The organism is Alishewanella maricola, assembly GCF_016343785.1.
GTDB lineage: Bacteria > Pseudomonadota > Gammaproteobacteria > Enterobacterales > Alteromonadaceae > Alishewanella > Alishewanella maricola.
Genome location: NZ_JAEINI020000003.1, coordinates 305203 through 329945, shown reverse-complemented (window position 1 = coordinate 329945; position 24743 = coordinate 305203). Strand labels below are relative to the sequence as shown.

Below are 24743 nucleotides of genomic sequence, written 5' to 3'. Positions count from 1 at the left end.
ATAGCCTTTTTTCAGCAGTTTTTTAGCCAGAAACCTTTATTTCCGTTGTACTCCGTGCACTAAAAGTGAACTTTTGTTGCCACACATTTGTGCATCTTTTTACTGGTCTGTCTTGACGTAGAAATATTAATCAACTAAGTTGTGTAAGCGCTTACATTTTTGTGCCTGCAAATGTCATTAAAATGTAAGCGAAGCATATAATAAAATGGCAAAAATACAGGAAACACGGGAGAAAGGTATGAATCAAACACGTTTCAAGCTGTCGCGCATAGCGTTGAGTTTGTCACTGATTACAGGCGCCGGCATGATGGCGCCTGGTTTCGCGCAAGAAGCCGCTGCGGACGAAAACAGTGATATTGAAATAATTCAAGTTTCGGGCATTCGTGGCAGTTTAATTAAGTCGATGGATGTTAAACGCAGCTCTGTCGGCGTGGTTGATGCCATCTCTGCTGAAGATATTGGTAAATTTCCAGACACTAACCTTGCAGAATCCTTGCAACGGATCACGGGTGTGGCTATCGACCGTTCAAACGGTGAAGGAAGCCGCGTTACGGTGCGCGGTTTTGGCCCAGATTTTAACTTAGTGATGTTAAATGGCCGGCAAATGCCCGCTTCGTCACTGGAAGCGACCTCAGCCTCATCTTCTCGTTCGTATGATTTTGCAAACATCGCTTCTGAGGGTATTTCAGGAGTTGAAGTGTATAAAACGGGTCGTGCCACTATCGCTACCGGTGGTATGGGCTCAACCATTAACATTTTAACGACTAAACCATTGAATGCTCCCGGCGAGAAATCCAGCTTTGGTATCAAAGGTGTAATGGACCAGTCAACTGACGAAGGCGCCAGCATCACGCCAGAGCTATCAGGCTTATACAGCAATACTTTTAATGACGACAAATTTGGTGTCGCCATTAGCGGCTCATACCAGCAGCGTGATAGCGGCAACAAGCAAGCCAATAGCGGCGGCTGGCGAACTTACCCTGGAATTGTAACTGGCCCAGACTGTGACATGGGCAATGCAGACTGGGGTGGTTTATGTCCTGCCAGTCCTAATGCTATTGAAAATTTACCCTCGTCAGATTCTATCTATTCGGTTCCACAAAGCCTAGGATTTGCCTTTCATGAAGTAGAAAGAACTCGTACTAATGGCCAATTGGTTTTACAATATCAACCGATTGAAGCTGTAAGAACAACCTTAGATTTCACCTATTCAAAAAACGAAATATCCGATCGTTACAATGACGTTTCAGCCTGGTTTAACTTCGGCCCTTCTTCAGGTGTGTGGAGCGATGGCCCAGTAGCAGCACCCATTGTCTATTCTGAAGCTTTTGGTGCTCCTGGCGATTTAGCCATGGGTGGTGGGCAGTTCTCAACCGTAAACGAGAATAAGTCTTTAGGTTTCAATGTTAACTGGCAAGCAAGTGACAACTTAAAGTTAGAGTTGGACTATCATAGCTCGTCAGCTGATTCTAGCCCAAACAGCCCTTTTGGTAGCAACAACGTTATTGGTATGGCGACTTTCGTGCGTACTCTCACTACCGCACGTTTTGACACTGACTTACCTACTTTAGCCATTGGTTATCCCCCCGGTTTTACTGGTATTCGCGGTGAAGATATGCGAGTAACCGGTAGTTCATTTCGTAATAGCCAAATGCGCAGTGACATTGACCAACTGCAACTTCGCGGAAACTATACCTTTGACGATGGCATCTTAAACAGCATTGACTTTGGTGTAACAAGTTCAGAAACCAAAAACCGTTCAGCATTCTCTAACGTGCAACAAGATAACTGGGGTGGTTTAGGTGCCGCTGGCGATATCAATCCGTCAGTGTTCCAGCTTGATCAGTTGGGCGATAACTTCAGCGCAAGCACCAGCAGCGATATGCTGAAAGAGTTCTTCCGTTGGGACTTCAATACCATCCGCCAAATTGCCAATGATAAATATGGTGCCTTGGGTCAAGTGGGTGATTGCGGTACCTCGTTCTGTGCTTCGTCTAACATGACCACGGACCGCCGTACTACGGAAGAACAAAAAGCTGCTTATGTGCAGTTAAATTTCTCCGGTGAAATTGGTGAGCGTTTTTATGGCTTAACCGCGGGTGTGCGTTACGAGAAAACCGACGTTACATCAAACGCCTTAGTACCGGTCTACAGTGGTATTGCTTGGGCAGGTGATAACGAATTCAACTTGATCAGCACTGGTGAAAGTGACTTTACTGAGCTAACCGGTGATTACACTAACGTACTGCCCAATGTCGATTTCAACATTGAAGTGGTTGAAGATGTAATTTTCCGTACCTCGGTCAGTAAAACATTGGCTCGTCCAAGCTATGCCGATATCCAAGGTGGACAAACGCTGAATGCCTTAGTGCGGATTGACGGTGGTACCGGTGGACGTGGTAACCCAGATCTAGACCCGTTTGAATCAACCAACCTAGACTTGTCTTTAGAGTGGTATTACGACGAAGGCAGTTACATGGCCGTGGGTTACTTCAAGAAGAAGGCGAAGAACTTTATCGGTCGTACTACCGTTGAAGAGCAAACCTTTAATTTACCGCATCCGGCACAAGGCCCTCGTTATGCTGAAGCCGTTGCTGCCGTCGGCAATAATGCTACAGCGATTCGTAACTACATCAGAACCAATTACCCTGATACGGTTGACGCAAACGGCTTTATCTTAGGTGTACCTGGCGATACTGCTGCAACATTTGATATCACTATTCCGGTTAACCAAGATGATGCGAATTTAGACGGCTGGGAATTAGCCTTACAACATTTATTTGGCGAAACAGGCTTTGGTGTGATTGCCAACGCAACTTTTGTTGATGGTGACTTTGAATACGACAACTTCAGTCGTGGCGAGCAATTTGCGTTATTAGGTATGAGTGATACCTACAACGTCGTCGGTTTCTACGATAAAGACGGTTTCCAAGCGCGTTTGGCCTATAACTGGCGTGACAAGTTCCTTGCCTCCACAGTGAATACTTTAGGTTTGCAAAACCCTATTTACGTTGAAGCTTATGGTCAATGGGACGCCAGTGCCAGCTACGATTATACCGAGAACTTAACGTTCTTTATTGAAGCCATTAACTTAACTGACGAGTCAGTACGTTCTCATGAACGTAATACACTACAATTAGTGAATTATACTGAAACAGGTCGTCGTTTTGCCATTGGTGCGCGTTATTCGTTCTAAGATGTCGTTGTCCTGAAATAAGTAGCCATCGTAAGATGGCTACTTTTTACAAGAAGTAGTTATGATGCAAGCAAACGAGTCACTCGCAACAGATAATCCCGCAAACACTGAAAATAAAAAGCCTTTTTTTAAAAGGCAGGTGGATATTGTGGTTGTCGGTGGTGGTAGTGCGGGTTGGCTTACTGCCGCTATCTTAGCTGCAGATCATCAAACAGACCCACATGTCAATATCAGTTTGATCGAGTCTGCCTCTGTGCCCACCATTGGTGTTGGCGAGGGGACTTGGCCTTCAATGCGTGCGACATTAGCGCGTATTGGGATTTCTGAAACAGAATTTATTCTTAGCTGCGATGCCAGCTTTAAACAAGGCAGTGTGTTTCGCCAATGGCGTAGCTCATCACCACAAGATTGTTATTACCATCCTTTTACGCCACCAGTAGCTGCCAATGAGTTAGATATTGCTGACTTTTGGTTTGGTCATCATCAGCAAGTCGAGTTTGCTGCTGCTGTATCAAGCCAGCCTGCCGTGATTGCTGCGGGTTTAGCACCCAAACGCATCGCGACTCCAGAATATGCCTTTTTACAAAATTATGGCTATCACCTTAATGCAGCAAAGTTTGTTGCCTTACTAAGCCAGCATGCCAAACGGCTTGGGGTGAAGCATATTGTGGATGATGTTGTTGCCGTGCATAACCACATAGATGGTCGTGTTGCCGCCTTGCAAACGGCTGAGCATGGTGCTTTAACCGGTGATCTATTTGTGGACTGCTCGGGGTTACAGAGTTTACTTATCGGCCAGCATTATCAAACACCCCTGGTCAGTGTGCAAAACTGTTTGTTAAACGACAGTGCCTTGGCAGTGCAGGTGCCTTATGAGGATGAACGTACGCCAATTGCCTCTGCAACCTTGGCCACTGCCCAATCACAAGGTTGGGTATGGGATATCGGCTTACCGACCCGTCGCGGTGTCGGTTTTGTGCATCACAGTGGCCATACCGGCGAGGATCAGGCGGTCAGCACGCTTGCGCAGTACCTGCAATTATCAGAGCAGGCATTTACAGCCCGCTACCAGCCGAGGCTTATTCGGTTTACGCCGGGCTATCGCCAACAGTTTTGGCGGCACAATTGTGTGGCAGTTGGCATGGCGGCAGGCTTTATTGAGCCGCTGGAAGCGTCTGCCTTGGTGATGGTTGAGTTATCGGCCAAGTTTATTAGCGAGCAATTGCCACGCAGTTTGGCACAACAGGCCGTGATCGGTGAGCGCTTTAATCAAACCTTTAGCTATCGTTGGCAACAAATCGTCGAGTTTTTAAAGTTGCATTACGTGTTGTCGACACGTGATGATAGCGATTATTGGCTGGCCCAGCGTGCCGACAGCTCGATACCTTCGTCACTGCAAGAAAAGTTGATGATGTGGCAACAATTTGTGCCAAGTCGTTATGATTTACCCATGGCTGAAGAATTGTTTCCGGCTGCCAGTTACCAGTATATTTTGTATGGCATGCGACATTTACCTAGTAGTGAGCGGCCAATAAAGGCAAGCTTAGGATTACGTGCTAACCAAGCGTTTGCCGAAGTACAACAAAAAACACAACAACTCAGAGCGGGCTTGGTCAGTAATCGCGAATTATTAAACCAAATTAAAGCTCATGGCTTACAAAAGATTTAAAGGGGAGCCGATGGCTACTATCGAATTACTCAATAACGTTGACCATCTTGGTGTGAAAATCCTTACTGAGCGCAGCCTAGAGCTTGGCGATAACAAAATGTTTTGTTTGAGTTTTCCAGCTGAATTCCGCGCTGCCCAAGCCTATTACCCCGTCTTATTTTATAAAGACGGCCAAAGCGGCCAATTTATGCCGGTGTTACTGCTCGGTTTTCAATCGGGTGAAAACCTATTTTTGCAGCAGCAAGGATGGCAAGCGGGTTATGTGCCGCTAGATATCCTTCGTGAGCCTTTTACCATTGGCCTGCAACAGGGTGAGCGCGTGATCAATATCGATACCTCGCATCCGAGAGTCAATAGCGCTTCGGGTGAGCCGTTGTTTTTAGAGTTTGGTGGTCAAACGTCTTATTTGCAGCAAGTGGCGGCACAATTAGAGACTTTGCATCATGGCATTACCGACGCTAAGGTCTTTACGCAGCAACTATTGGCACTGGAGTTGATTGAGTCTTTTGTACTGGATGTTACGTTAAATAATGGTCAACAGCACAGTTTGCATGGTTTCTATACGATTAACGAGCCACGGTTAGCGCAACTGAGCGGCGAGCAATTGTTGCAGTTACAGCAGGCGGGTTATTTAGAGGCCATTTACATGATGCTAGCTTCGCAAGCACAGTTTGCGCGGTTGATTGGTTTTAAGAATCAGCTGTTGGCAAGCAACTAAGATGTGGCCTGCAGCGCAACCGGTAGCAAGCTTAACCGGCGTAACCGCGTATAGCATCAGCAGTGATGTACTGAATAGTTCGATACCGCTGCACTTGCCTGATTTTGCTGCGCACTGGCCTGCAGTTTGTGCGGCTAAGCAAGGCCAGCCTGCCATTAATGATTATTTGCTTAGCCACTATAGTGGTGAACCACTTACCGCTTATATCAGTGAGGCGGGTAGTGGTGGCCGAGTATTTTACAATACTAACTTTAGTGGTTTTAACTTTCAGCCGGTAAATGCCAAACTTGGGCAATTGTTAGCGGCATCACAGGATAAAGCGCACTGGTATGTTGGTGCTACTTTGGTACCGCGTTGGTTTCCGCAGTGGTTGCAACAACAACACGTGCCGGCGTTGGCGCAACAGGGCAAAGATCCGCTGGTTAGCTTATGGATTGGCAATCAAAGTCGTGTAGCAGCACACTCTGATCTTCCGCAAAATTTGGCGGTGGTAGTGGCTGGGCGTCGACGTTTCACCTTGTTTCCACCTGAACAATTAGCCAATTTGTACATTGGCCCGCTGGATGTTTCGCCTGCAGGCCGAGCGATTAGTTTGGTCGATTTTACCAACCCCGATCTGACACAATTTCCAAAATTCGCCGAAGCGATGAAACATGCGCAAGTGGTAGAACTTGGTCCTGGTGATGCGCTCATTATTCCCAGTATGTGGTGGCATCATGTAGAAGCGCTAAGCTCGCTCAATGTACTAATGAATTTTTGGTGGCGCGACTGCCCTAGTTATTTGCCCAGCCCACAGCTGGCATTGCAGCTGGCGATGCTGAGTATTAACACTTTACCGGCAGAGCAAAAGGCGGCATGGCGTGCACACTTTGAGCATTATGTGTTTGGTGAAGGAGAAATTGCGCATATTCCTGAACATTTACGTGGTTTGCAAGGTTCGTTAACTGAGCCTGTGGCACGGCAAGTGCGTGCTGAACTGTTAAATAAACTTAACCGATAACTCAATCTATAACAACGAGGTCCAAATGCAGTCGCAAGCAATTAAACGCGTGGTGATTGCCGGTGGTGGAACCGCTGGTTGGATGGCGGCTGCCGCTATCGCCAAGTTAATGGGTAAACATTTTGAAATTTGTTTAGTCGAGAGTGAAGATATTGGTACTGTGGGGGTGGGAGAAGCGACCATACCCCCGTTATTGACGCTGCATAAACTGCTAGGCATTAACGAAGCAGAGTTTATGGCGGCCACTCAAGCTACTTTTAAACTGGGTATTCAATTTGAAAACTGGCGCGATCAAGGCCAAGATTACATTCACTCATTTGGAACCACTGGCCAAGATTGCTGGGCGGCGGGCTTTCAGCATTTCTGGTTAAAAGGTCAGCAAATCGGCTTAGCCAGTGATTACGGTGATTATTGTCCGGAGTTATTGGCGTCAAAAGCGGCAAAGTTTGCGCATTTGCCGAATCGTTCCCTAAATTATGCTTTTCACTTCGATGCCGGTTTATATGCAAAGTTTTTACGGACTATGGCTGAGAAACATGGTGCAACGCGGATTGAAGGTAAAATTGCCAAGGTTGAAACCTGTGAGCAAAGCGGCAATATTACAGCGTTACAGATGACAAACGGTGAGCGCATTGCTGGCGATTTATTTATTGATTGTACGGGCTTTCGCGCACTGTTAATTGAGCAAACTTTACACACCGGCTTTGATGATTGGAGCCACTGGTTGCCTTGCGACTCAGCGATTGCGGTACAAACTCGCGCTACGCGTGAGCCGGTGCCTTATACACGTTCTATCGCTCACGGTGCTGGCTGGCAGTGGCAAATACCACTGCAACATCGTGTCGGTAATGGTTTAGTGTATTGCAGTAAGTATTACTCAGATGATGAGGCAAAAGCCTTGTTGCTGGCTAATGTCAGTGGTGAGTTACTGACCGAACCTCGACTGATCAAATTCAAAACCGGCATGCGCCGTAAGCACTGGAACAAAAACTGTATCGCCTTGGGTTTGGCCAGTGGCTTTCTTGAGCCGCTAGAGTCGACCAGTATTCACTTGGTTCAACGCAGCATTGTGCGTTTGTTACAAATGTTCCCTGTTAATGGCGTCAGCCAAGCAGATGTGGATGAGTTTAATCAGCAAACTGAACACGAAGTGCTGAATATTCGTGATTTTATTATTTTGCACTACAATGTGACGGCGCGGCGCGACACGGCATTTTGGCGACACTGTCAAAGCATGCCTATTCCTGAATCACTTGCCCATCGTATTCGTTTGTTTAAAGAAACGGGCCGAGTATTTAAAGTGCCGAATGAGTTATTTGGTGAGAACTCATGGACGCAAGTGATGTTGGGCCAAGGTTTGCTGCCAGAACACTATCATCCGATAGTGGATCAAATGAGTGAAGAGGAACTGAGTCATTTCCTCAACCAAATCAAAGTGCAAAATCAGCGGTTAGTGGCGCAATTACCCAGTCATCAGACGTTTTTACAAAGCTATTGCCCCGCGATGAGCAAATAATATTAATCTTAAAAAAAGCCGCTACAGTCGTCTGTAGCGGCTTTTTGTTTTGTTAATCAGCGTTTTTGATACACCCTGACAAAATCAACCTGCATGCGTTGTGGGAATATGCCAGCGTCGATACCTTTTTCATTAACGTTGCCAGCCCAATTGCCGCCCACCGCTAAATTTAACAGAAGATGAAAACGCTGATCAAAGGGCGCATGCTCACCTATGCCGGGCATAATTTGTGCGGCATCGGTAAACCAATCGGCACTGGTGCGGGTGGCATAATGCACACCATTCATGTACCAGCGGATTTCACCCTCTTCCCATTCAATGCTGTAGGTATTAAAGCCGTCAGTGGGGCTGGCGCCTGCTGGTAATTTGTAGCTTTCTCCAGAATAAGTATTGTTCGGCGCGCGTTTGCCATAATGTAAAGTGCCGTGGATGCGTCGCTCTGGCTCACCCATTGCCGCATTTTTTTCATCTGATTGGGTGCCGAGATTGACCGCTTCCATAATGTCAATTTCGCCTGATAACGGCCAGGCACCATAAACGTTATCGGTGGGTAGCATCCAAATCGCCGGCCAACTGCCTTGACCGCCGGGTAATTTGGCGCTGACGTCGATGCGGCCATAACGCCAGTCACCTTGGCCTTTGCTGCGAATGCGGCCAGATGTGTAAGGTAAGGTGCGTTGTCGCTTGGGATCAAAGCTCGCGGCATCTTCAACAATATCTGGGCCGGAGAAGTTTTCTGCTCGCGCGATGAGGTGTAACAGGCCATCTTTTACCATGATGTTTTCTGGTCGGTCGGTATAGCATTGTTGCTCATCATTACCGCCGCCCCAGCAATTTTGCTCTGGGGTCCATTTGCTTCGATCGAGCTGTTTACCCTCAAATTCATCATGCCAAACTAATTGCCAACCCGCTGGGGCTGCAAAAGCGATGTTGGCCGACGGCGTGCTGAGTTCGGGTAGCTGATTGCAAGCGACTAACGCCAACGTGCAACTAATAGCCAGTAAAGGTAAATTAAAACGCATTATTGCCTCTTAGGTATCCAGTGTTCACCTGGGGTTATTTTTAAAAGAAAAGTCTAACTAAAAAGCTTGCTGTACTGATATGCGGTACAATCCGTGATGTGACTCTTTATGCCGTTAAGCGCTTATGCGTATTATATTTGACGACAGTGTCTAGGCCGTCTAGTATGATGTAAGCGCTTTCATATATAGCATAATACCGTGCTGCAAGTAACTACTTTGTATTGTTGCAGCGACTTTCGGCTTTAGCGAACCTTGGCAGAACTGATGAAGATAACTCTAGCAAAAACCTCTCCTTTATTGCAGCCTAACTTTGTTTTTGGCGTAGCAACCTCTTCTTTTCAGATTGAAGGTGCGGCTGATAGTCGTGAGCCGTGCATCTGGGATACCTTCTGTGATACGCCGGGTCGGATCAAAGATAATTCCGACGGCAAAGTGGCTTGTGATCATGTTGCTCGTTGGCGTGATGATATTGAGCTGATTGCCGGTTTAGGTGTTGATGCCTATCGGTTCTCGATTGCTTGGGGGCGGGTGATTAACCGTGATGGCAGTATTAACGAGGCTGGCTTAGCTTTTTATCAGCAGTTACTTGATGCGCTGCAAGCCAAAAAAATTAAGGCTTTCGTGACACTTTATCATTGGGATTTACCGCAATATCTTGAAGATCACGGAGGTTGGTTAAACCGGAACACCGCTTATAAATTTGCCGAGTATACCGATATCGTAACAAAGGCTTTTGGGGATAAGGTGTACTCTTATGCCACGCTAAATGAGCCGTTTTGTAGTGCTTATCTCAGTTATGAAGCGGGGATCCACGCACCAGGGTTTCAAAATCGGCAACAAGGTCGACAAGCCGCCCATCATTTGTTGTTAGCGCATGGGTTAGCCATGCGCGTGCTGCGGAAAAATGCTCCACATGCTAAAAATGGCATTGTGCTTAATTTTAGCCCGTGTCACCCGGCTTCTAACAGTGCAGCCGATGTGCGTGCGGCCGAGATGGCGGATCAGTATCATAATCAGTGGTATCTGCAACCGCTACTCGAAGGCAGCTACCCTCCTTTGTTAGCTGAATTAGCTACTGATGAACAACCTTTAAGGGTTGACGGTGATATGGCGATTATTGCTGAACCAATAGATTTCCTCGGCGTAAACTACTACACCCGCACTGTCTATCGGGCCAATGAAAAAGGCTGGTTCAGTGATGTACCACCAACAACACCGCCATTAACGGATATGGGCTGGGAAATATATCCAAAAGGCTTAACTGAAATTCTGCTGGCGTTGCACCAGCGTTATACGTTGCCGCCCATTTATATTACTGAAAATGGGGCCGCCATGCCGGATAGTTTGCTGCAAGATAAAGTCGCCGATCAGCATCGTGTAGATTATTTTCAGCAACACTTACAAGCTACGGAAGATGCCATCAAGGCGGGTGTTGATATACAGGGTTATTTCGCCTGGAGCTTGATGGACAATTTTGAATGGGCTGAAGGCTATGCGAAACGCTTTGGTATTGTTTATGTTGATTATGTTACGCAACAACGTACCTTAAAGAATAGTGCCATAGCGTTACGTGACGTGTTCGCTAACCGGCGTTAACTCGGGTCTGTTTGCAGGAGCGGTTATGCTGAGTAAAAAAGAAAAAATAGCCTACGGCCTAGGTGACACGGCCAGTAACATCATTTTTCAAACAGTGATGTTGTTTCTAACGTTTTTTTACACCGATATTTTTGGTATTTCGCCCGCTATCGTCGGCAGTATGTTTTTGTTAGTGCGGATCATTGATGCTGTGACCGATCCGTTAATGGGCGCACTGGCCGATAACACTAAAAGTCGACATGGTAAATATCGGCCTTACTTACTTTGGCTGGCGTTGCCTTTCGCCTTCTGTAGTGTTTTAGCTTTTACCACCCCAGATTTTTCTGAAAACGGTAAAGTCTGGTACGCCTTTGCCACATATACCCTGCTGATGCTAGCCTATACCGCGATTAACATTCCCTACTCAGCACTGGGTGGGGTATTAACGGCCGATCCGAATGAGCGCGTTTCGGTGCAAACGTATCGTTTTATCTTTGGTATGTTAGGGGGCTTGTTAGTAACCGCCTGTACCTTGCCCTTGGTAGAATACTTTGGTCAGGGCGATCAGGCGCGGGGTTATCAATGGACCATCGCCGCCATGAGCCTATTAGGCATGATACTGTTTTTGCTCTGTTTTGCCGGTACTCGTGAACGAGTTCACGCGCCAGCGAATCAAAAAATCACATTACGCAGTGGCATGTCGACTTTATGGCAAAACGATCAGTGGCGTATTTTATGTGTTGCTGCGCTATTTTTGTTAACCGGTATGGTGTTGCGAAATACTCTGGCGATTTATTACGTAAAATATTTTTTAGGTCGAGACGATCTGGTCACCTCCTTTGTTACGCTAGGTATGATCGGTAATATCGCCGGTGTGGCGATGGCGCAATGGTTGTCCACTAAAGTGGATAAAGTAAAAGCTTATATTGGCTTGCAACTTATTTCAGCCGTGATCTGTGTGCTGGGTTTCTTTATCAGCCCCGAGCAAATCAAAATGGCGTTTGCTCTGCACTTTTTCTGGAGTTTCTTCCTGCAAATGGCTACGCCGTTATTATGGGCAAAAATGGCCGATACGGTTGATTATGGTCATTACAAAACAGGTATTCGAGTGACCGGCTTGGTGTATTCCTCTATCGTATTTTTTATTAAATTAGGTTTAGCGGTCGGTGGTGCTTTAGCGGGGTGGTTGTTAGCAGTTTACGGTTATCAAGCCAATCAGGCACAATCTGCCGAAACGCTGAACGGCTTACTACTTAGCTTTACCTTCTGGCCAGCCATCTGTTCGGTGTTAGTTGCCATCGTGATGACGCGCTATACCTTGTATAATGCCCGTGTACAGCAAATCGCCACTGATCTTGCTGCTCGACACTAGCGAGTGCTAAGCTAACGAGGTTAAATTTTGGCTAATAGGACGCAAATGGCAACCATTTATGAAGTGGCAAAAGCGGCGGGTGTGTCGCTGGCGACGGTATCGCGTGTGATGAACAATAATACGCCGGTGCGGCAAGCCACACGGACAAAAGTATTGGCGGCAATGGCAGAGCTAGGTTATCGGCCTAATAGTATTGCGCAATCATTGGCTTCTAATTGCTCTAATAGTATTGGTATTTTAGTTTCTGAGTTACATGGTCCTTTTTATGGTGCGATGTTAACCGGTATTGAAGCCGAGTTTCGTGCTGCGGGTAAGCACGTGATTATTGCTGCGGGCCACAGTGAACGAGAAACCGAGCAAGACGGTATTGAGTTTTTAAAAAGCCGCAATTGCGACGCACTTATTTTGCATGTCGAAGCGGTATCTGATGACTATCTTATTGAGTTGGCGCAAGGTGATACGCCTTTTGTGTTGTTAAACCGGCATATCGATGCCTTAGCCGATCGCTGTATCAGTTTAAATAACGAATTGGGTGGGTATCTCGCCACTCAGCATTTATTAGAGCAAGGACATCGGCAGATTGCCTATATTGCTGGCCCAATGTGGAAAACGGATGCGCGCGAGCGTTATGCTGGACACCAGCGGGCATTACAAGAGTTTCACTGCGCGCTAAATACCGGGTTATTTTTTGAAGGCGACTTTCGAGAAACGGGTGGTAGCGAAGGCTTACAGAGTATCATTGCAAGCAAACAGCCCTTTACCGCGGTGGTTTGTGCTAACGACGAAATGGCTTCTGGTGCACTGACGACAGCGCGTGAGCTAGGTTATCGCGTGCCTGAAGATTTTTCTGTTGTCGGGTTTGATAACGTTAACTTTGCTTATTACACCTATCCTAAATTAACCACCATTGATTATCCGATCAGTGCAATGGGGCATATGGCGGCACGTTGGGTGCTTAGTCAGGTTTATCAGCAAGCGGATACCGAGGTGCAGCAAGTGTTTGAACCGTATTTAATCAGTCGCGACTCAACTCACCTTATCATTTAGTTCTATCTCATTACCGGGGTCAATCATTGGCGATAGCCGCGGTTTGGCCTTCGTAAAGGCTTTGTCCGATTTTGGAGTGTCTATGCCAGATCAGCCAGCAGCAAAACCGACCAAACAGCTCTATCAGTTGTTGGCCGATGATACTGATGGCCGTGCCTGCAAGGATATCCCTGATGAGGTTTGTACTGCCTTACCGAACAATTATTTATTGTTGTTATGCAGTCAATGCTGCACCGCCTTGGCCGACTTATTAGCTAATCCAAAAACCATCTTAACGTGGTTACTGACCTCGCTGGGTACGCCAGCCAGTTTTATCGCTTGGTTGGTGCCGCTGCGCGAGTCAGGTTCAATGTTGCCGCAGTTAATGATTGGGGCCTACGTTAGGCGCTTTGCTAAACGTAAAGCTTTTTTGGTGTTGGGCAGTGTGTTGCAAGCTAGCAGTTTGCTAGGGATGGCGCTGGTTGCCCTTTGGCTCGAGGGGCGTCAAGCGGGTGTCGCTATTCTAATACTGCTAGCTTGTTTTAGTTTGGCGCGGGGTTTGAATTCGGTGGCGCAAAAAGATGTCTTGGGTAAAACCGTACCCAAAGGGCGACGCGGCCGTTTAAGTGGCTTAGCTACGTCTGTTTCAGGTGTTATCACCGCAATCATATCTTTATGGTTATTGCAGCAAGATAGCCACCATAGCTGGTTTTATGCCGGTTTTTTGTTGGCAGCAGCGCTATTATGGTTTGGCGCAAGCGCACTGTTTTCAGCGATCCGCGAGCAAGCTGGCGCCAGCGACGGCGGCGTTAATGCAATGCAAGCGGCGTGGCAAAATGTGCGTAAATTAAAAACCGATAAGGTGCTACGTAATTTTATTTTCTGTCGCGGTTTGTTGTTAAGTTCAGCCTTAGTGCAACCCTTTGTCGTGTTATTGGCGCAACAACAAAATAATAGCCATCAAACCTTAATGTTACTGTTACTCGCCAGCAGCGTGGCGGGTGCTGTTAGCGCCAGTCTTTGGGGAAAAGCTGCTGATCGAAGCAGTAAACAAGTACTGCAACTGGCCGCGGTTTTCACCTTCTTGGGGTGTGTGTTGCCGATTGTTTATTTACCTGCTGCTGAGAATAGTTGGTTTTACCCTTTACTCTTTGTGTGGTTAAACATCAGTCATGCTGGCGTGAGGTTGGGGCGTAAAACATATTTGGTTGATATCGCCACCGGTAACCAACGCACCGAATATGTTGCCTTAAGTAATAGCTTGATGGGCGTGTTATTGTTGCTTGTAGGCGCAATAGCGGCCTTGTTTGCTGCATGGTCAGTAACCGCTGTACTGTGTTTCTTTGCGCTGCTGAGCCTTTTAGCCATTTGTTTTACTTTTCGTCTTTCTGCGACATAACACAGCGTATGCCCCCTGAACTAGGTTTCTTGCCAGTGCTGTATGCATTGCTGAATTTTTGATCAGCTCACAGCCGTGCTTTTTTGGCACATATTCACCAATATTTTTTGAGGTTTTTTTAAACAGCTGATTGACTGTTACATGATATTGGCCTAATTTATGTAAGCGCTTACATGAAATTGGGTGCTTTGCTGTGGGCAAATGCCGGCGTGACAAGGTTAAAAACAGGAACTCAGGGTATGACTAAAATAATGAATAACGCTAAACCCCTAGCCGCTTTGGCGCTGCTGGCGGGTTTAAGTGCATGTGGCGGAGACGTTACAACGAACTCAGACTTTACCGCTGTCAACACCGAGCAGCCAGTATCTGATTGGAAACTGGTCTGGAGCGATGAATTTGATGGCACTAGTATCGATCGTCGTAAATGGAATTTTGAAATTAACTGTTTGGGCGGCGGAAACCAGGAAAAACAATGCTATACCGATAGCCCAGAAAATGTTTTTGTTTCTAACGGTAGCTTAAAAATTGTGGCTAAACCTGCAGCAGAGGGTGCACCACAACCTTACACTTCAGCTCGGCTAAACACCCGTTATCAGGGTGATTGGCGTTATGGCCGTATTGAAGTTCGGGCAAAAATGCCGTCGGGTCAAGGTACTTGGCCAGCCGTGTGGATGATGTCGACGGACGAAGTATATGGCGGTTGGCCAAAATCAGGCGAAATCGACATTGTTGAAGCGGTAAACTTAAAAACCGTGGACGGCGACGGTGTAGTAGAAAACAAAGTCTACGGCACGCTGCATTATGGTAAAGACTCACCTAATAATGTGAATAGCGGTAAAGAATACAGTTTACCTTCGGCCAATCCAGCCGATGGTTTCAATACTTATGCCATTGAGTGGCAGGAAGGCGAAATTCGTTGGTATGTAAACGATTATTTGTATCAAACGCAAATGGCCTCAAAGGTTCGTACCAACAGCAAAGGTGAAGCTATCGGTTTAAGCCACCGTGGCTGGTTTGTTGAAAACTTTAATAATGTTACCGGTGAGCTAGAAACTCAGTGGAATAATGCACCCTTTGATCAGCGTTTTTACTTAATTATGAACTTGGCTGTTGGTGGCAACTGGCCAGAAAACGTGAATAACTTAGGTATTGACGAAGCAGCTTTAGCAAATGGTCAAACTATGGAAGTGGAATGGGTGCGCGTGTATCAATGCGACCAAAACCCTAACACCGGTAAAGGTTGTGAAACCATTCGTGCTGGCTACAAAGATGCCGAAACCTTAGTTGAAGGTAAGGCGCCTATTCCAGTGCCACCTTCAGACGGCATAGCCCGTAATTTGACTATTTTTGATGGCACGCCTAATCCAAACTGGCCGGCTTGGGATTGTTGTGGTGGTTCTACCCCTGCGCTGGTTGTTGATGCCGACCGTGGTAATGTTTATGAATTTTTAGTGGGTCCACAACCTACCGTAAACGGCTTTATCACGCGCTCTGCTTTCATCACCGATCCAAATGGTCAGGCTTCGCCGTTTGATGCGTCACCGTTAATTGAAAACGGCAGCATCAGTTTTGATATGCAAGTGGTATCAGCGCCATCTAACTCGGCTTCTACTTGGATGTTTAAAGTAGAAAGTAACGAAAACACCACTTTTGTTGAATTACCGATTACCGCGAGTTCTGAAGGTGTGGCTCCGGTCACAGGCCAATGGCAAACTTATACCTTCCCGTTAAAAGCACTAGATGCAGCAGGTTTAGACTTGTCCGCTATTGATGTGCTGATGGTGTTTCCTGCTTGGGATACGGGCAATGGCGCAGTATATCGAATGGACAATGTAAAAATTTCTCAGCCGAGCAGCTCACCTGAATTAGTGATCTTCACTGATCAAACGAATCCAGCGTGGCCATTATGGGATTGTTGTGGTGGTAGCACCCCAATTGAAGTGATGGACGATGAAGCGCATGGTACTGTGGCTGAATTTACCGTGGGTCCTCAACCTACCGTATTAGGTTTCTTCAACCGTGCGCCTTTAGGTTCAGGTACGGCTTTTGATGCGTCAGCCCTGTTAGCTGAAGGTGTGGTGCAGTTTGAAGTGAAAGTAGTTAATGCACCAGCAAATGCTAATTCAACGTGGATGTTTAAAATTGAAGCTGCAGGGGGTGATTCAGCCGTAGAACTGCCATTAAGTGCTGGTAATGCGGGTCAAGCTCCGGTAACAGGTCAGTGGGCAACGTATACCTTTAGTATCCAAAGTTTGTTTGATGCGGGTTTAGATATCAGCTCAATCGATGTCTTGATGATCTTCCCTGCTTGGGATACCGGCAACGGTGCGGTATTCCGTGTTGATAACGTAAAAATCTTCAATCCAAATGCTGCGGCTGCCGGTGATGGTTCGCTTAATGTGTTCAGCAATAACGTCAATGCACAGTGGGATCTATGGGACTGTTGTGCCGGTTCAACGCCAAAAGTGGTTGATGCAGGTGCGCCGTATGGCAATGTGGCTCAGTTTGAAATTTTGGGTTGGCCAGAAACCGTATTGGGCTTCTTAGCAAAAGCCGATGGCGCCTTTAATGCCACGCCACTGTTAGCCAATGGCAGCATTAGCTTTGATATGCGGGTGGTAACTGCGCCAGCCAATACCAGCAGCACGTGGTTCTTCAAAGTAGAGTCAACAGGTGCAGCGACCGCGGTCGAGTTACCCTTGGCCTCTGGTAATAATAACCAAGCTCCGGTTACGGGTGAGTGGGCCACTTATCGTTTTTCACTGCAAAGTCTTTTTGATGCCGGCCTCGATATCAGTGATATCAATGTGTTAATGGTCTTCCCTGCGTGGGGTACAGGCCAGGGCGCGGTATATCAAATTGATAACGTAAAAATTGCCAATAACTAAGCAGTGCGACAAGAGTAGGATAATTATGAAACCAATAACTTTTACTAAGAGTCGAGTAGCTGCAGCGGTATCTGTAGTATTGACTGCCGGTATGATGCTGCCATTACAGGCACAAGAAGCAACAGCTGCTGAAGCTGAGCCGCAAGTTGAAATAATCGAAGTCCGCGGTATTCGGGGAAGTTTAGCTCGTTCAATGGACGTTAAGCGCGAATCGTCAGGCGTCGTTGATGCAATTTCTTCTGAAGAGATGGGTAAATTCCCAGACACGAACTTAGCTGAATCATTACAACGCATTACGGGTGTTTCGGTAAGCCGAGTAAATGGTGAAGGTAGCCAAATTACCGTTCGGGGTTTCGGCCCTGAGTTTAACCTGATCACCTTAAATGGTCGTCAGATGCCTGGTACCGGTTTTACCCGTTCCTTTAACTTAGAAAACCTGTCTTCTGAGGGTGTTAGCGCCCTGGAAGTATACAAAACTGCGAGAGCAGAAAACCCGAGCGGTGGCCTAGGTGCTACCGTGAACATCGTTACCTCGAAACCGCTATCAAGCCCAGGCGAGAAATTTGCCATGATGGGGAAAGCTGTGCATGACAGCTCTAATGAAGTTGGCGAAGATGTCACCCCTGAGTTTTCTGCGTTATACAGCAATACCTTTGCGGATGATCGTTTTGGTGTAGCGGTGTCTTTTGCTTCAGCCCGTCGTGATTTCCAAATCCAAAATGCCAACGTTCAAGGTTGGCAAGCAAATGTGCCGCTACCTAGTAACCCTACTGAGGTTATCGATCGGCGGCCACTGGGAGCCGATGGTTTACCAACGGGCAATTACTTCTTCCCAAAAGATATGAACTACGGCATTGCTGATTTTCAACGGGAAAGAACGACCGGTCAGCTCACCTTTCAATATGCGGCTACTGATGATATTACCTTTACCCTTGATTACACTGGCAGCCGTGCCTTAGTTGGTAGTGAAAGTATTGGTTGGGGTATTTGGAATAACTTTGGCGATAACATCAATGCTTATGAGTTAGATGAGCGCGGTACTGCCATTTTTGCTGATATCAGCGGTGATGATGGTTCTTTTACTGCGAGTAAGGGCACCACTGAAGTTAAAGCTGCGTCTATCGGTTTTAATATGGATTGGCAGATCACCGATGATTTGAACGTCAGTTTCGACTTTCATGATTCCAACAATAAAACCGATAACGGTGCCGATAAAGGCAGCGGTAATAGCGGCCAGGTGATCTTAGGTTCTGATCAACTTATTACCAAGTTTTATGATTACCGTACCGGTGAGATCCCGCAAGCGTACATTTTATGGCGTAACGGTAGCAATGTATTAAACCCAGGTGAAATTGATTCTAACTTTAGTCAGTTTTTTGATTCACCAGGTGAGTCAGATATTCAACAGTTTCAGTTGGATAGCACTTGGTTTAACTCGAGCTTTAATATTCCGTTGGTTTCAATTAAAGGCGGTGTTGCTCGTACTGATCAAAACTTAAGTGGTTCAAACGCTTGGAGTGGCTTACGTGGTGGCCCAGGCTTTAACCCAAGCTATACGTTTATTTTCCCAGACGGCATGTTTATTCGGCGTGATACCGGTAACTTCCTTGATCAATTTGCCGGTGGTGGCAATGGCTTAGTCAGTAATTATTACTACAGCTATAGCTACGATGAAGCCGTGGCTCGGCAAACTGCTTATTTAACTGAAACACTGCTAGGCGACAATGCGTATGTGCCAGATGCCTTTTATGGCCCTTATGGCGAAAGTTATGTACAAGAAGTAACAGACAGTATCTACCTACAATCTGCATGGGAATTTGAAGTGGCAGATTTCCCGGTACAGCTGAATGTTGGTGTACGTTATGAACAAACCGATGTGACAAGTACGGTGCTGCAAGATGTAGAGCGCCAAGTAAATTGGGTTAGCCCATCTGAATGGATCATGCAATATGAGCCGGGTGATGCCAACTACTTAACCTTGACCGGTTCCCATAACGTGTTATTGCCGATGATGGATTTACGGGTTGATATTACTGACGACTTAGTCAGTCGTTTATCAATTGGTAAAAGTATCAGTCGCGCACCTTTAGGTGCTTTGGCTGGCGGTCGTAGTTTAAGTGGCAGTCCAAAACCCGGTTCGCGTAGTGGTGGTCAGGGTAATACTAATCTGCAACCGTATGAGTCAACGAACCTCGATTTGAGCCTAGAGTATTATTACGCACCAGGTAGTTATGCCGCCATTGGTTACTATCGGAAGAGCGTGAAAAACTTTATCGGTAATACCATTACAGATATTACTATCGAAGGTTTAAATGACATTCTAAATGGTCCACGTTATCAACAAGCGGTTGCTGATATTACGGCGCGCGGTGAACAACCTACCGACACGGCTATTTATAATCAGTTGTTAGCCAATGGCCATGGTGATGCTAACGGTGCAATTGCACCGACCAGTGCTGATCCGTTAATTGTTTGGAGTATTAGCCAACCACAAAACATCGATGATACTAAGACGGTAGATGGTATCGAAGCCGCTTGGCAGCATATGCTAGGTGAAACCGGTTTTGGTTTTGGTATTAACGGTACCATCGTTAACGGTGACGTTGAATTTGATATTGAAAGTTTAACGCAACAAACACCGTTAGTCGGCCTGAGTAACTCTGCTAACTTACAGTTATTCTATGAAGACTATGGTTGGTCAGTAAAATTAACTTACGCTTGGCGTGACAGTTATTTAATCGGGGTAGGCCAGAGCCAAGGTTCGTCTGATGCACCACCGCAGTTTGCTAAGGCTTATGCGCAATGGGACATCAGCATCAACAAAGATGTCACTGATAACTTTACCGTGTTCTTTGAAGGGATCAACCTAACAAATGAAACCGAGCAAGGTTACGGCCGTTACGAAGAGCAGTTCCTGTTTGCTCGTCAATATGGTCCACGTTATATCTTAGGTGCCCGTTACCGGTTCTAAGTGTTGCTTCTCCCTGTTGTTTCTTTAGTGCCCGCTTGCGGGCACTTTTTTTGCCTTAACCTTTGTATTAAAACCAAATGAGCTTGGCGTATCATGCTGCTACGCTGTTTGCTGAGTGTCTTTTCTTGCGGCTATCCGCGCCGTTACTCTTCATGCTCAACCCCCTGCTCTTGTTTACATTACGGCCAATACCACTTGAATTTACCTGCGACATGTAAACCCACCTCTTATAGTTAGAGCCCACCTTGCAATAGGTCAGTAAGGTTTAACAAGGATACGCGCTGAGCGGCAATTGAATAACAAAGGGCGTAACAGGCAGCACAGTAGAGGAACCCTTAAAGTGAGCGGTTGAGTGGCGCGAAGGCGCTAATGAGTTGCATAGAATAAGCTTTTGGCAATGAGACGATATAAGGATAACCATAACCCAGCGCGAAGGGGTTAGTAAGCAAAGGGCGGTAACGGCTATGCATCAAGTAGCAAAAATAGGCTGCAAATCGCAAGCATAAAAAAGCCCAGCGAGGTAGCTGGGCTTTATACGGCAAAGGCGCTTTACATATCACAACTCAGCGCAGTGGTGCTGGCATTACTGGTAATGCGTGCATCTGACAGGCTTAATTGCAGCTTGCCTGAAGTACTGATACTGAATACTTCAAACACCTGAGCCAAATTTAAGCCCTGCTGTTGAAAGCAGCTGATATTAAGAGTGAGCTGCTGCCATTCGTTTTCTGGCATAGCGGCGAGTGCCGCAGCAATATTTTGGCTAGCCGTACAATCTGCACCACACTGCATGCCTAATAATACGCTATCCGGTACTGCGCCATGGCGCTGCACAGTTAAACTTAACACGCTTTCTGCGCTGCCAAAGGCTCGCAAATCACGTGGAAACGGACTACCAAAAATTAAGCTAGCAGTTTCTTCACCCGTAAATTCAAAGCGGCGCGCATCTTCTTGTACCAGATTATCAAAGGTACGGCTGCTGATACTTCCTAGCTGTTGAACGCTACTGCCAACGGTCACCGTGTCAGTACCGCTACGTAATTGTAATTGCCAAGGTGAACGCGGAGCGCGCTCAAAAATGGCCATTTCGGTTTCTCCAGCAGCATCACCAGCATCTTCAGACAATTGATTACCTAACACATCTGCTTCGCCATAACGTAAACCAAAACCAAATGGCAGCAGAGGTGCATAATCGGCATCACCAACATTGACCGTCGTTTGCTGCGGGTTAGCAGGCCATGAGAACGATAATTTACCGTGGAAGTCATACTGCGGTGTGCCGTCTGCTTTTGCTAAAATCACATCGGCCACACCTGCGCCTTCACTGCCCGGTAACCATACCGCGACAAAGGCGTCAGAGGCGTTAAGCTCTGGGTTGACCCACATGCCTCGGCCACTGATAAACAATGACACCACAGGAATACCTTGTGCTTTAAGCTGTTGCAGTAAAGCTAAATCAGCTTTATTACCGCGCTGATATTCTAGGTTATCGATATCACCGTTACCTTCTGCATAAGGCTCTTCACCAAACACCACGATGGCCACATCGGGTTTTTGCAAGAAGCTGCCATCAGTTGATAACTCAGTGCTACCACCCGCTGCACTAACTTGTTGCTGGATCCCCGCATAGATGGAGGTACCACCGGGGAAGTCGGCGTTGGTGTTACCGGTGCCTTGCCAGCTAATAGTCCAGCCACCTGATTGTTGGCCGATATTATCTGCGCCTGGGCCAGTTACTAAAATGCGTTGCGTTGGGTTTAATGGCAGTAGATTATTTTGGTTTTTCAATAACACCAAGGACTGACGCACTGCATCACGTGCTACCGCACGGTGCTCTGCCGCACCAATCAGTTCAATGCGACCGGCTAATGGGCGATTGGCGGGGCTGGGTTTATCAAAAAGACCGGCGCGCTTTTTCACGCGTAAGATACGGCGAACCGCATCATCCACACGTTCTTGACTGATCACACCGCTTTTTACTTGCTCAATCAAATTGTAGTAAAGCGGCTTCCACGCTGCGGTAGGTACCATGTAGATATCTAAACCGGCATTGGCTGCTTGTGGGCAATTATCATTGGTACAACCAGGAATTTGGCCATGGCCATTCCAATCACCCACGATAAAGCCATCAAAACCCATACGCTTTTTCAGCACATCTGTTAACAAATAGCCATTGCCGTGAATTTTGCTACCATTCCAGCTATTGAATGAGGCCATCACGCTTTGTGCTCCGGCTTGTAAGCCGCCCACATAGCCTTGGGCATGAATTTCAAACAGTTCTTGTTCGCTGACTTCGGTATTCCCTTGGTCGATACCGCCGGTGGTGCCGCCATCGCCAACAAAGTGTTTAACGGTGCTGATCACGCGACGATCGCCCAGAAAATCTGCATCGGCTGCACCTTGTAAGCCGCGCACAATGGCTGCAGCATAGTTGCGTACGATGGTCGGATCTTCAGCATAGCCTTCATAGGTTCTGCCCCAACGATCGTCTCGCACTACCGCAACGGTGGGTGCAAACACCCAATCAATGCCCGTCGCCATCACCTCGCGTGCCGTAGCCTCAGCAATTTGCTCAATTAGCGCTGGGTTGTTGGCCGCACCCAAACCGATGTTATGTGGGAAAATCGTCGCGCCAATCACGTTATTGTGACCATGTACTGCGTCAGTACCCCACATAGTTGGGATTTTGCTGCCATCTAAACTGTCATCAATTGACGCTTGGTACATTTTTTCTGCTAAGGCGGTCCAATCGGCTGGCGTGGCATATTTATCATCGTTAGGAAAAGCGCCGCCGCCATTTAGGTATGAACCGAAACCATATTTGCGCATATCTTCCACGGTAATATCACGAATTTCCGGCTGGATCATCTGCGCAATTTTTTGCTCTAAGGTCATCTGTGCCATTAACTCAGTAATGGCTTGCTCAATGTTGGGATCTTGTGCCACGGGTAAATTCAGTACTGGCCAGATGTTTGCTGGTTGTTCAGTTTCTGGTGGTGTTACCGCCTTATTACACCCGGCTAGCACTAAGGTGCTCGTCAAGGTAAGTAGCAGGGTTTGGCGGTTAAGGGAGGTCTTAAGTTTCATCATCAATCCTTAGCTGCGTCTGTAACAACCTGAGGTTTTGAACCAATCAAGCCGTAATAAGCGATGTAAATGTAACAAAGTAGTGGCAGGATAAAGGCCGGTTGTACGCCAATTCGGTCGGCTAAGGCGCCTTGCGCTAAAGGTAAAATGGCGCCACCGACAATAGCGAGGCACAAAATACCAGAGCCTTGACTGGTCATATGTTTTAAACCGTTGATCGCCAAACTAAAAATGGTTGGGAACATAATAGAGTTACATAGGCCAATAAACAGTAATGACCACATGGCCAATTGGCCTTCACTTAGCATAGTTAAGGCCAGTAATAACACGGCAGTGATAGCATTGAATGCCAGCGCTTTACCCGCATCTACTTTTTGCATTACCGCGGCACCAATAAAGCGGCCTACCATAGCACCACCGAAATACCAGGAAATATAGTGTGAAGCGGCGGCCGTCGTCATGTTGCCAATTTCAGGTAACGATAAGTAAATAGCTAAAAAGCTACCAATGCTCACTTCGGCACCGACATAAACAAAAATACCCACCGCGCCTAATACTAAATGCCGTTGTTTCCAGGCACTACCTTGCAGCGGTACTGCTGCACTGGGCGCTTTTTTGCCCATGGCGGGTAGTTTTAACCAAACAAAAATAATCGCTAAAACAACTAAGCTTGCCGCTAATAATAGGTAAGGCAGTTGCACAGTTGATTCTGTCACTTCAGTAGCGGTAGGGACTGGGGCATCTTTACCACCAAAGATTAACCAGGCACCAAAGAATGGCGCCACTGTCGTACCCAGCGAGTTAAAGGCTTGCGTCATCGTCAAACGGCTAGACGCGGTTTCTGCTCTACCAAGGGCGCTAACGTAGGGGTTTGCTGCAACTTGCAGAATGGTAATTCCGGACGCTAATACAAACAGCGCCAATAAGAACAGCCCATACACATGCATTTCAGCGGCTGGATAAAACAACAAACAGCCCGCGCCTGCAATCAGTAGACCAGTGACAATACCTGCTTGATAGCCGATGCGGCCAACCAAAATCCCTGCGGGTACAGAGACAATAAAATAAGCACTAAAAAAGCAAAATTGGATCAACATGGCCTGGGTATAACTCAGGTCAAATAATTGCTTTAGGTAGGGAATTAAAATGTCATTCAGACAGGTAATAAAGCCCCACATAAAGAACAATGTGGTCAGTGCCGTGAGTGCAAAACGGTAATTCCCCGGGTTGTTTTGCATATGCGTTTCGGCCGGGTTTGATAGAGGTGATGCTGCCATAAAGGCTCCCTTGTCTTTTGGGTTGTTAAT

At 46.8% G+C, this 24743-nt stretch carries 14 protein-coding genes; 11 read left to right on the top strand and 3 right to left on the bottom strand.

The window, feature by feature from the left end; translation table 11 throughout:
• The first annotated feature begins 238 nt into the window (after positions 1 to 238).
• The 5 genes from JAO78_RS06925 (at position 239) to JAO78_RS06905 (ending at position 8099) form a co-directional block, all read left to right on the top strand.
• Positions 239 to 3196, top strand: a complete 2958-nt coding sequence (locus JAO78_RS06925) for a TonB-dependent receptor (RefSeq protein ID WP_226750636.1) — start codon at positions 239 to 241, stop codon at positions 3194 to 3196.
• A 61-nt stretch (positions 3197 to 3257) separates the two neighbouring features.
• A complete protein-coding gene (locus JAO78_RS06920) occupies positions 3258 to 4865 on the top strand; it encodes a tryptophan halogenase family protein (protein WP_226750635.1) in 1608 nt (535 codons plus the stop codon).
• Between the two features lie 10 nt (positions 4866 to 4875).
• The gene (locus JAO78_RS06915; RefSeq protein ID WP_226750634.1) at positions 4876 to 5583 is read left to right on the top strand and encodes a SapC family protein; all 708 of its coding nucleotides are present in this window, start codon (positions 4876 to 4878) and stop codon (positions 5581 to 5583) included.
• A 1-nt stretch (position 5584) separates the two neighbouring features.
• Positions 5585 to 6583, top strand: coding sequence for a cupin-like domain-containing protein (locus JAO78_RS06910; protein WP_226750633.1), 999 nt, complete (start codon positions 5585 to 5587; stop codon positions 6581 to 6583).
• Positions 6584 to 6608: 25 nt separating this feature from the next.
• Positions 6609 to 8099 (top strand): tryptophan halogenase family protein, encoded by a 1491-nt coding sequence (locus JAO78_RS06905; RefSeq protein ID WP_226750632.1) that lies wholly within the window; start codon positions 6609 to 6611, stop codon positions 8097 to 8099.
• Positions 8100 to 8155: 56 nt separating this feature from the next.
• Here the strand turns inward: JAO78_RS06905 and JAO78_RS06900 are convergent, their stop codons facing one another.
• Positions 8156 to 9121 (bottom strand): glycoside hydrolase family 16 protein, encoded by a 966-nt coding sequence (locus JAO78_RS06900; RefSeq protein WP_226750631.1) that lies wholly within the window; start codon positions 9119 to 9121, stop codon positions 8156 to 8158.
• 264 nt (positions 9122 to 9385) lie between these two features.
• On the opposite strand from JAO78_RS06900, the gene JAO78_RS06895 reads away from it, so the two are divergent.
• From JAO78_RS06895 to JAO78_RS06870, 6 genes are all read left to right on the top strand, one after another.
• Positions 9386 to 10717 (top strand): GH1 family beta-glucosidase, encoded by a 1332-nt coding sequence (locus JAO78_RS06895; RefSeq protein ID WP_226750630.1) that lies wholly within the window; start codon positions 9386 to 9388, stop codon positions 10715 to 10717.
• 25 nt (positions 10718 to 10742) lie between these two features.
• Entirely contained in the window at positions 10743 to 12068 is a 1326-nt protein-coding gene (locus JAO78_RS06890; RefSeq protein WP_226750629.1) for a glycoside-pentoside-hexuronide (GPH):cation symporter, read from the top strand.
• A gap of 45 nt (positions 12069 to 12113) precedes the next feature.
• A complete protein-coding gene (locus JAO78_RS06885) occupies positions 12114 to 13115 on the top strand; it encodes a LacI family DNA-binding transcriptional regulator (protein ID WP_226750628.1) in 1002 nt (333 codons plus the stop codon).
• Positions 13116 to 13197: 82 nt separating this feature from the next.
• Positions 13198 to 14493 carry an MFS transporter gene (locus JAO78_RS06880; protein WP_226750627.1) on the top strand — a complete coding sequence of 432 codons (1296 nt, stop codon included), beginning with the start codon at positions 13198 to 13200 and terminating at the stop codon, positions 14491 to 14493.
• Between the two features lie 239 nt (positions 14494 to 14732).
• Positions 14733 to 17381, top strand: coding sequence for a glycoside hydrolase family 16 protein (locus JAO78_RS06875; protein WP_226750626.1), 2649 nt, complete (start codon positions 14733 to 14735; stop codon positions 17379 to 17381).
• A 25-nt stretch (positions 17382 to 17406) separates the two neighbouring features.
• Positions 17407 to 20352: a TonB-dependent receptor gene (locus JAO78_RS06870; RefSeq protein ID WP_226750625.1), complete on the top strand. Its 2946-nt coding sequence runs from the start codon at positions 17407 to 17409 to the stop codon at positions 20350 to 20352.
• Between the two features lie 549 nt (positions 20353 to 20901).
• Here the strand turns inward: JAO78_RS06870 and JAO78_RS06865 are convergent.
• A complete protein-coding gene (locus JAO78_RS06865; protein WP_226750624.1) occupies positions 20902 to 23436 on the bottom strand; it encodes a glycoside hydrolase family 3 protein in 2535 nt (844 codons plus the stop codon).
• Positions 23437 to 23438: 2 nt separating this feature from the next.
• On the bottom strand, positions 23439 to 24713 hold the full coding sequence (locus tag JAO78_RS06860) for a sugar MFS transporter (RefSeq protein ID WP_226750623.1): 1275 nt from the start codon (positions 24711 to 24713) through the stop codon (positions 23439 to 23441).
• Between the last annotated feature and the right edge of the window lie 30 nt (positions 24714 to 24743).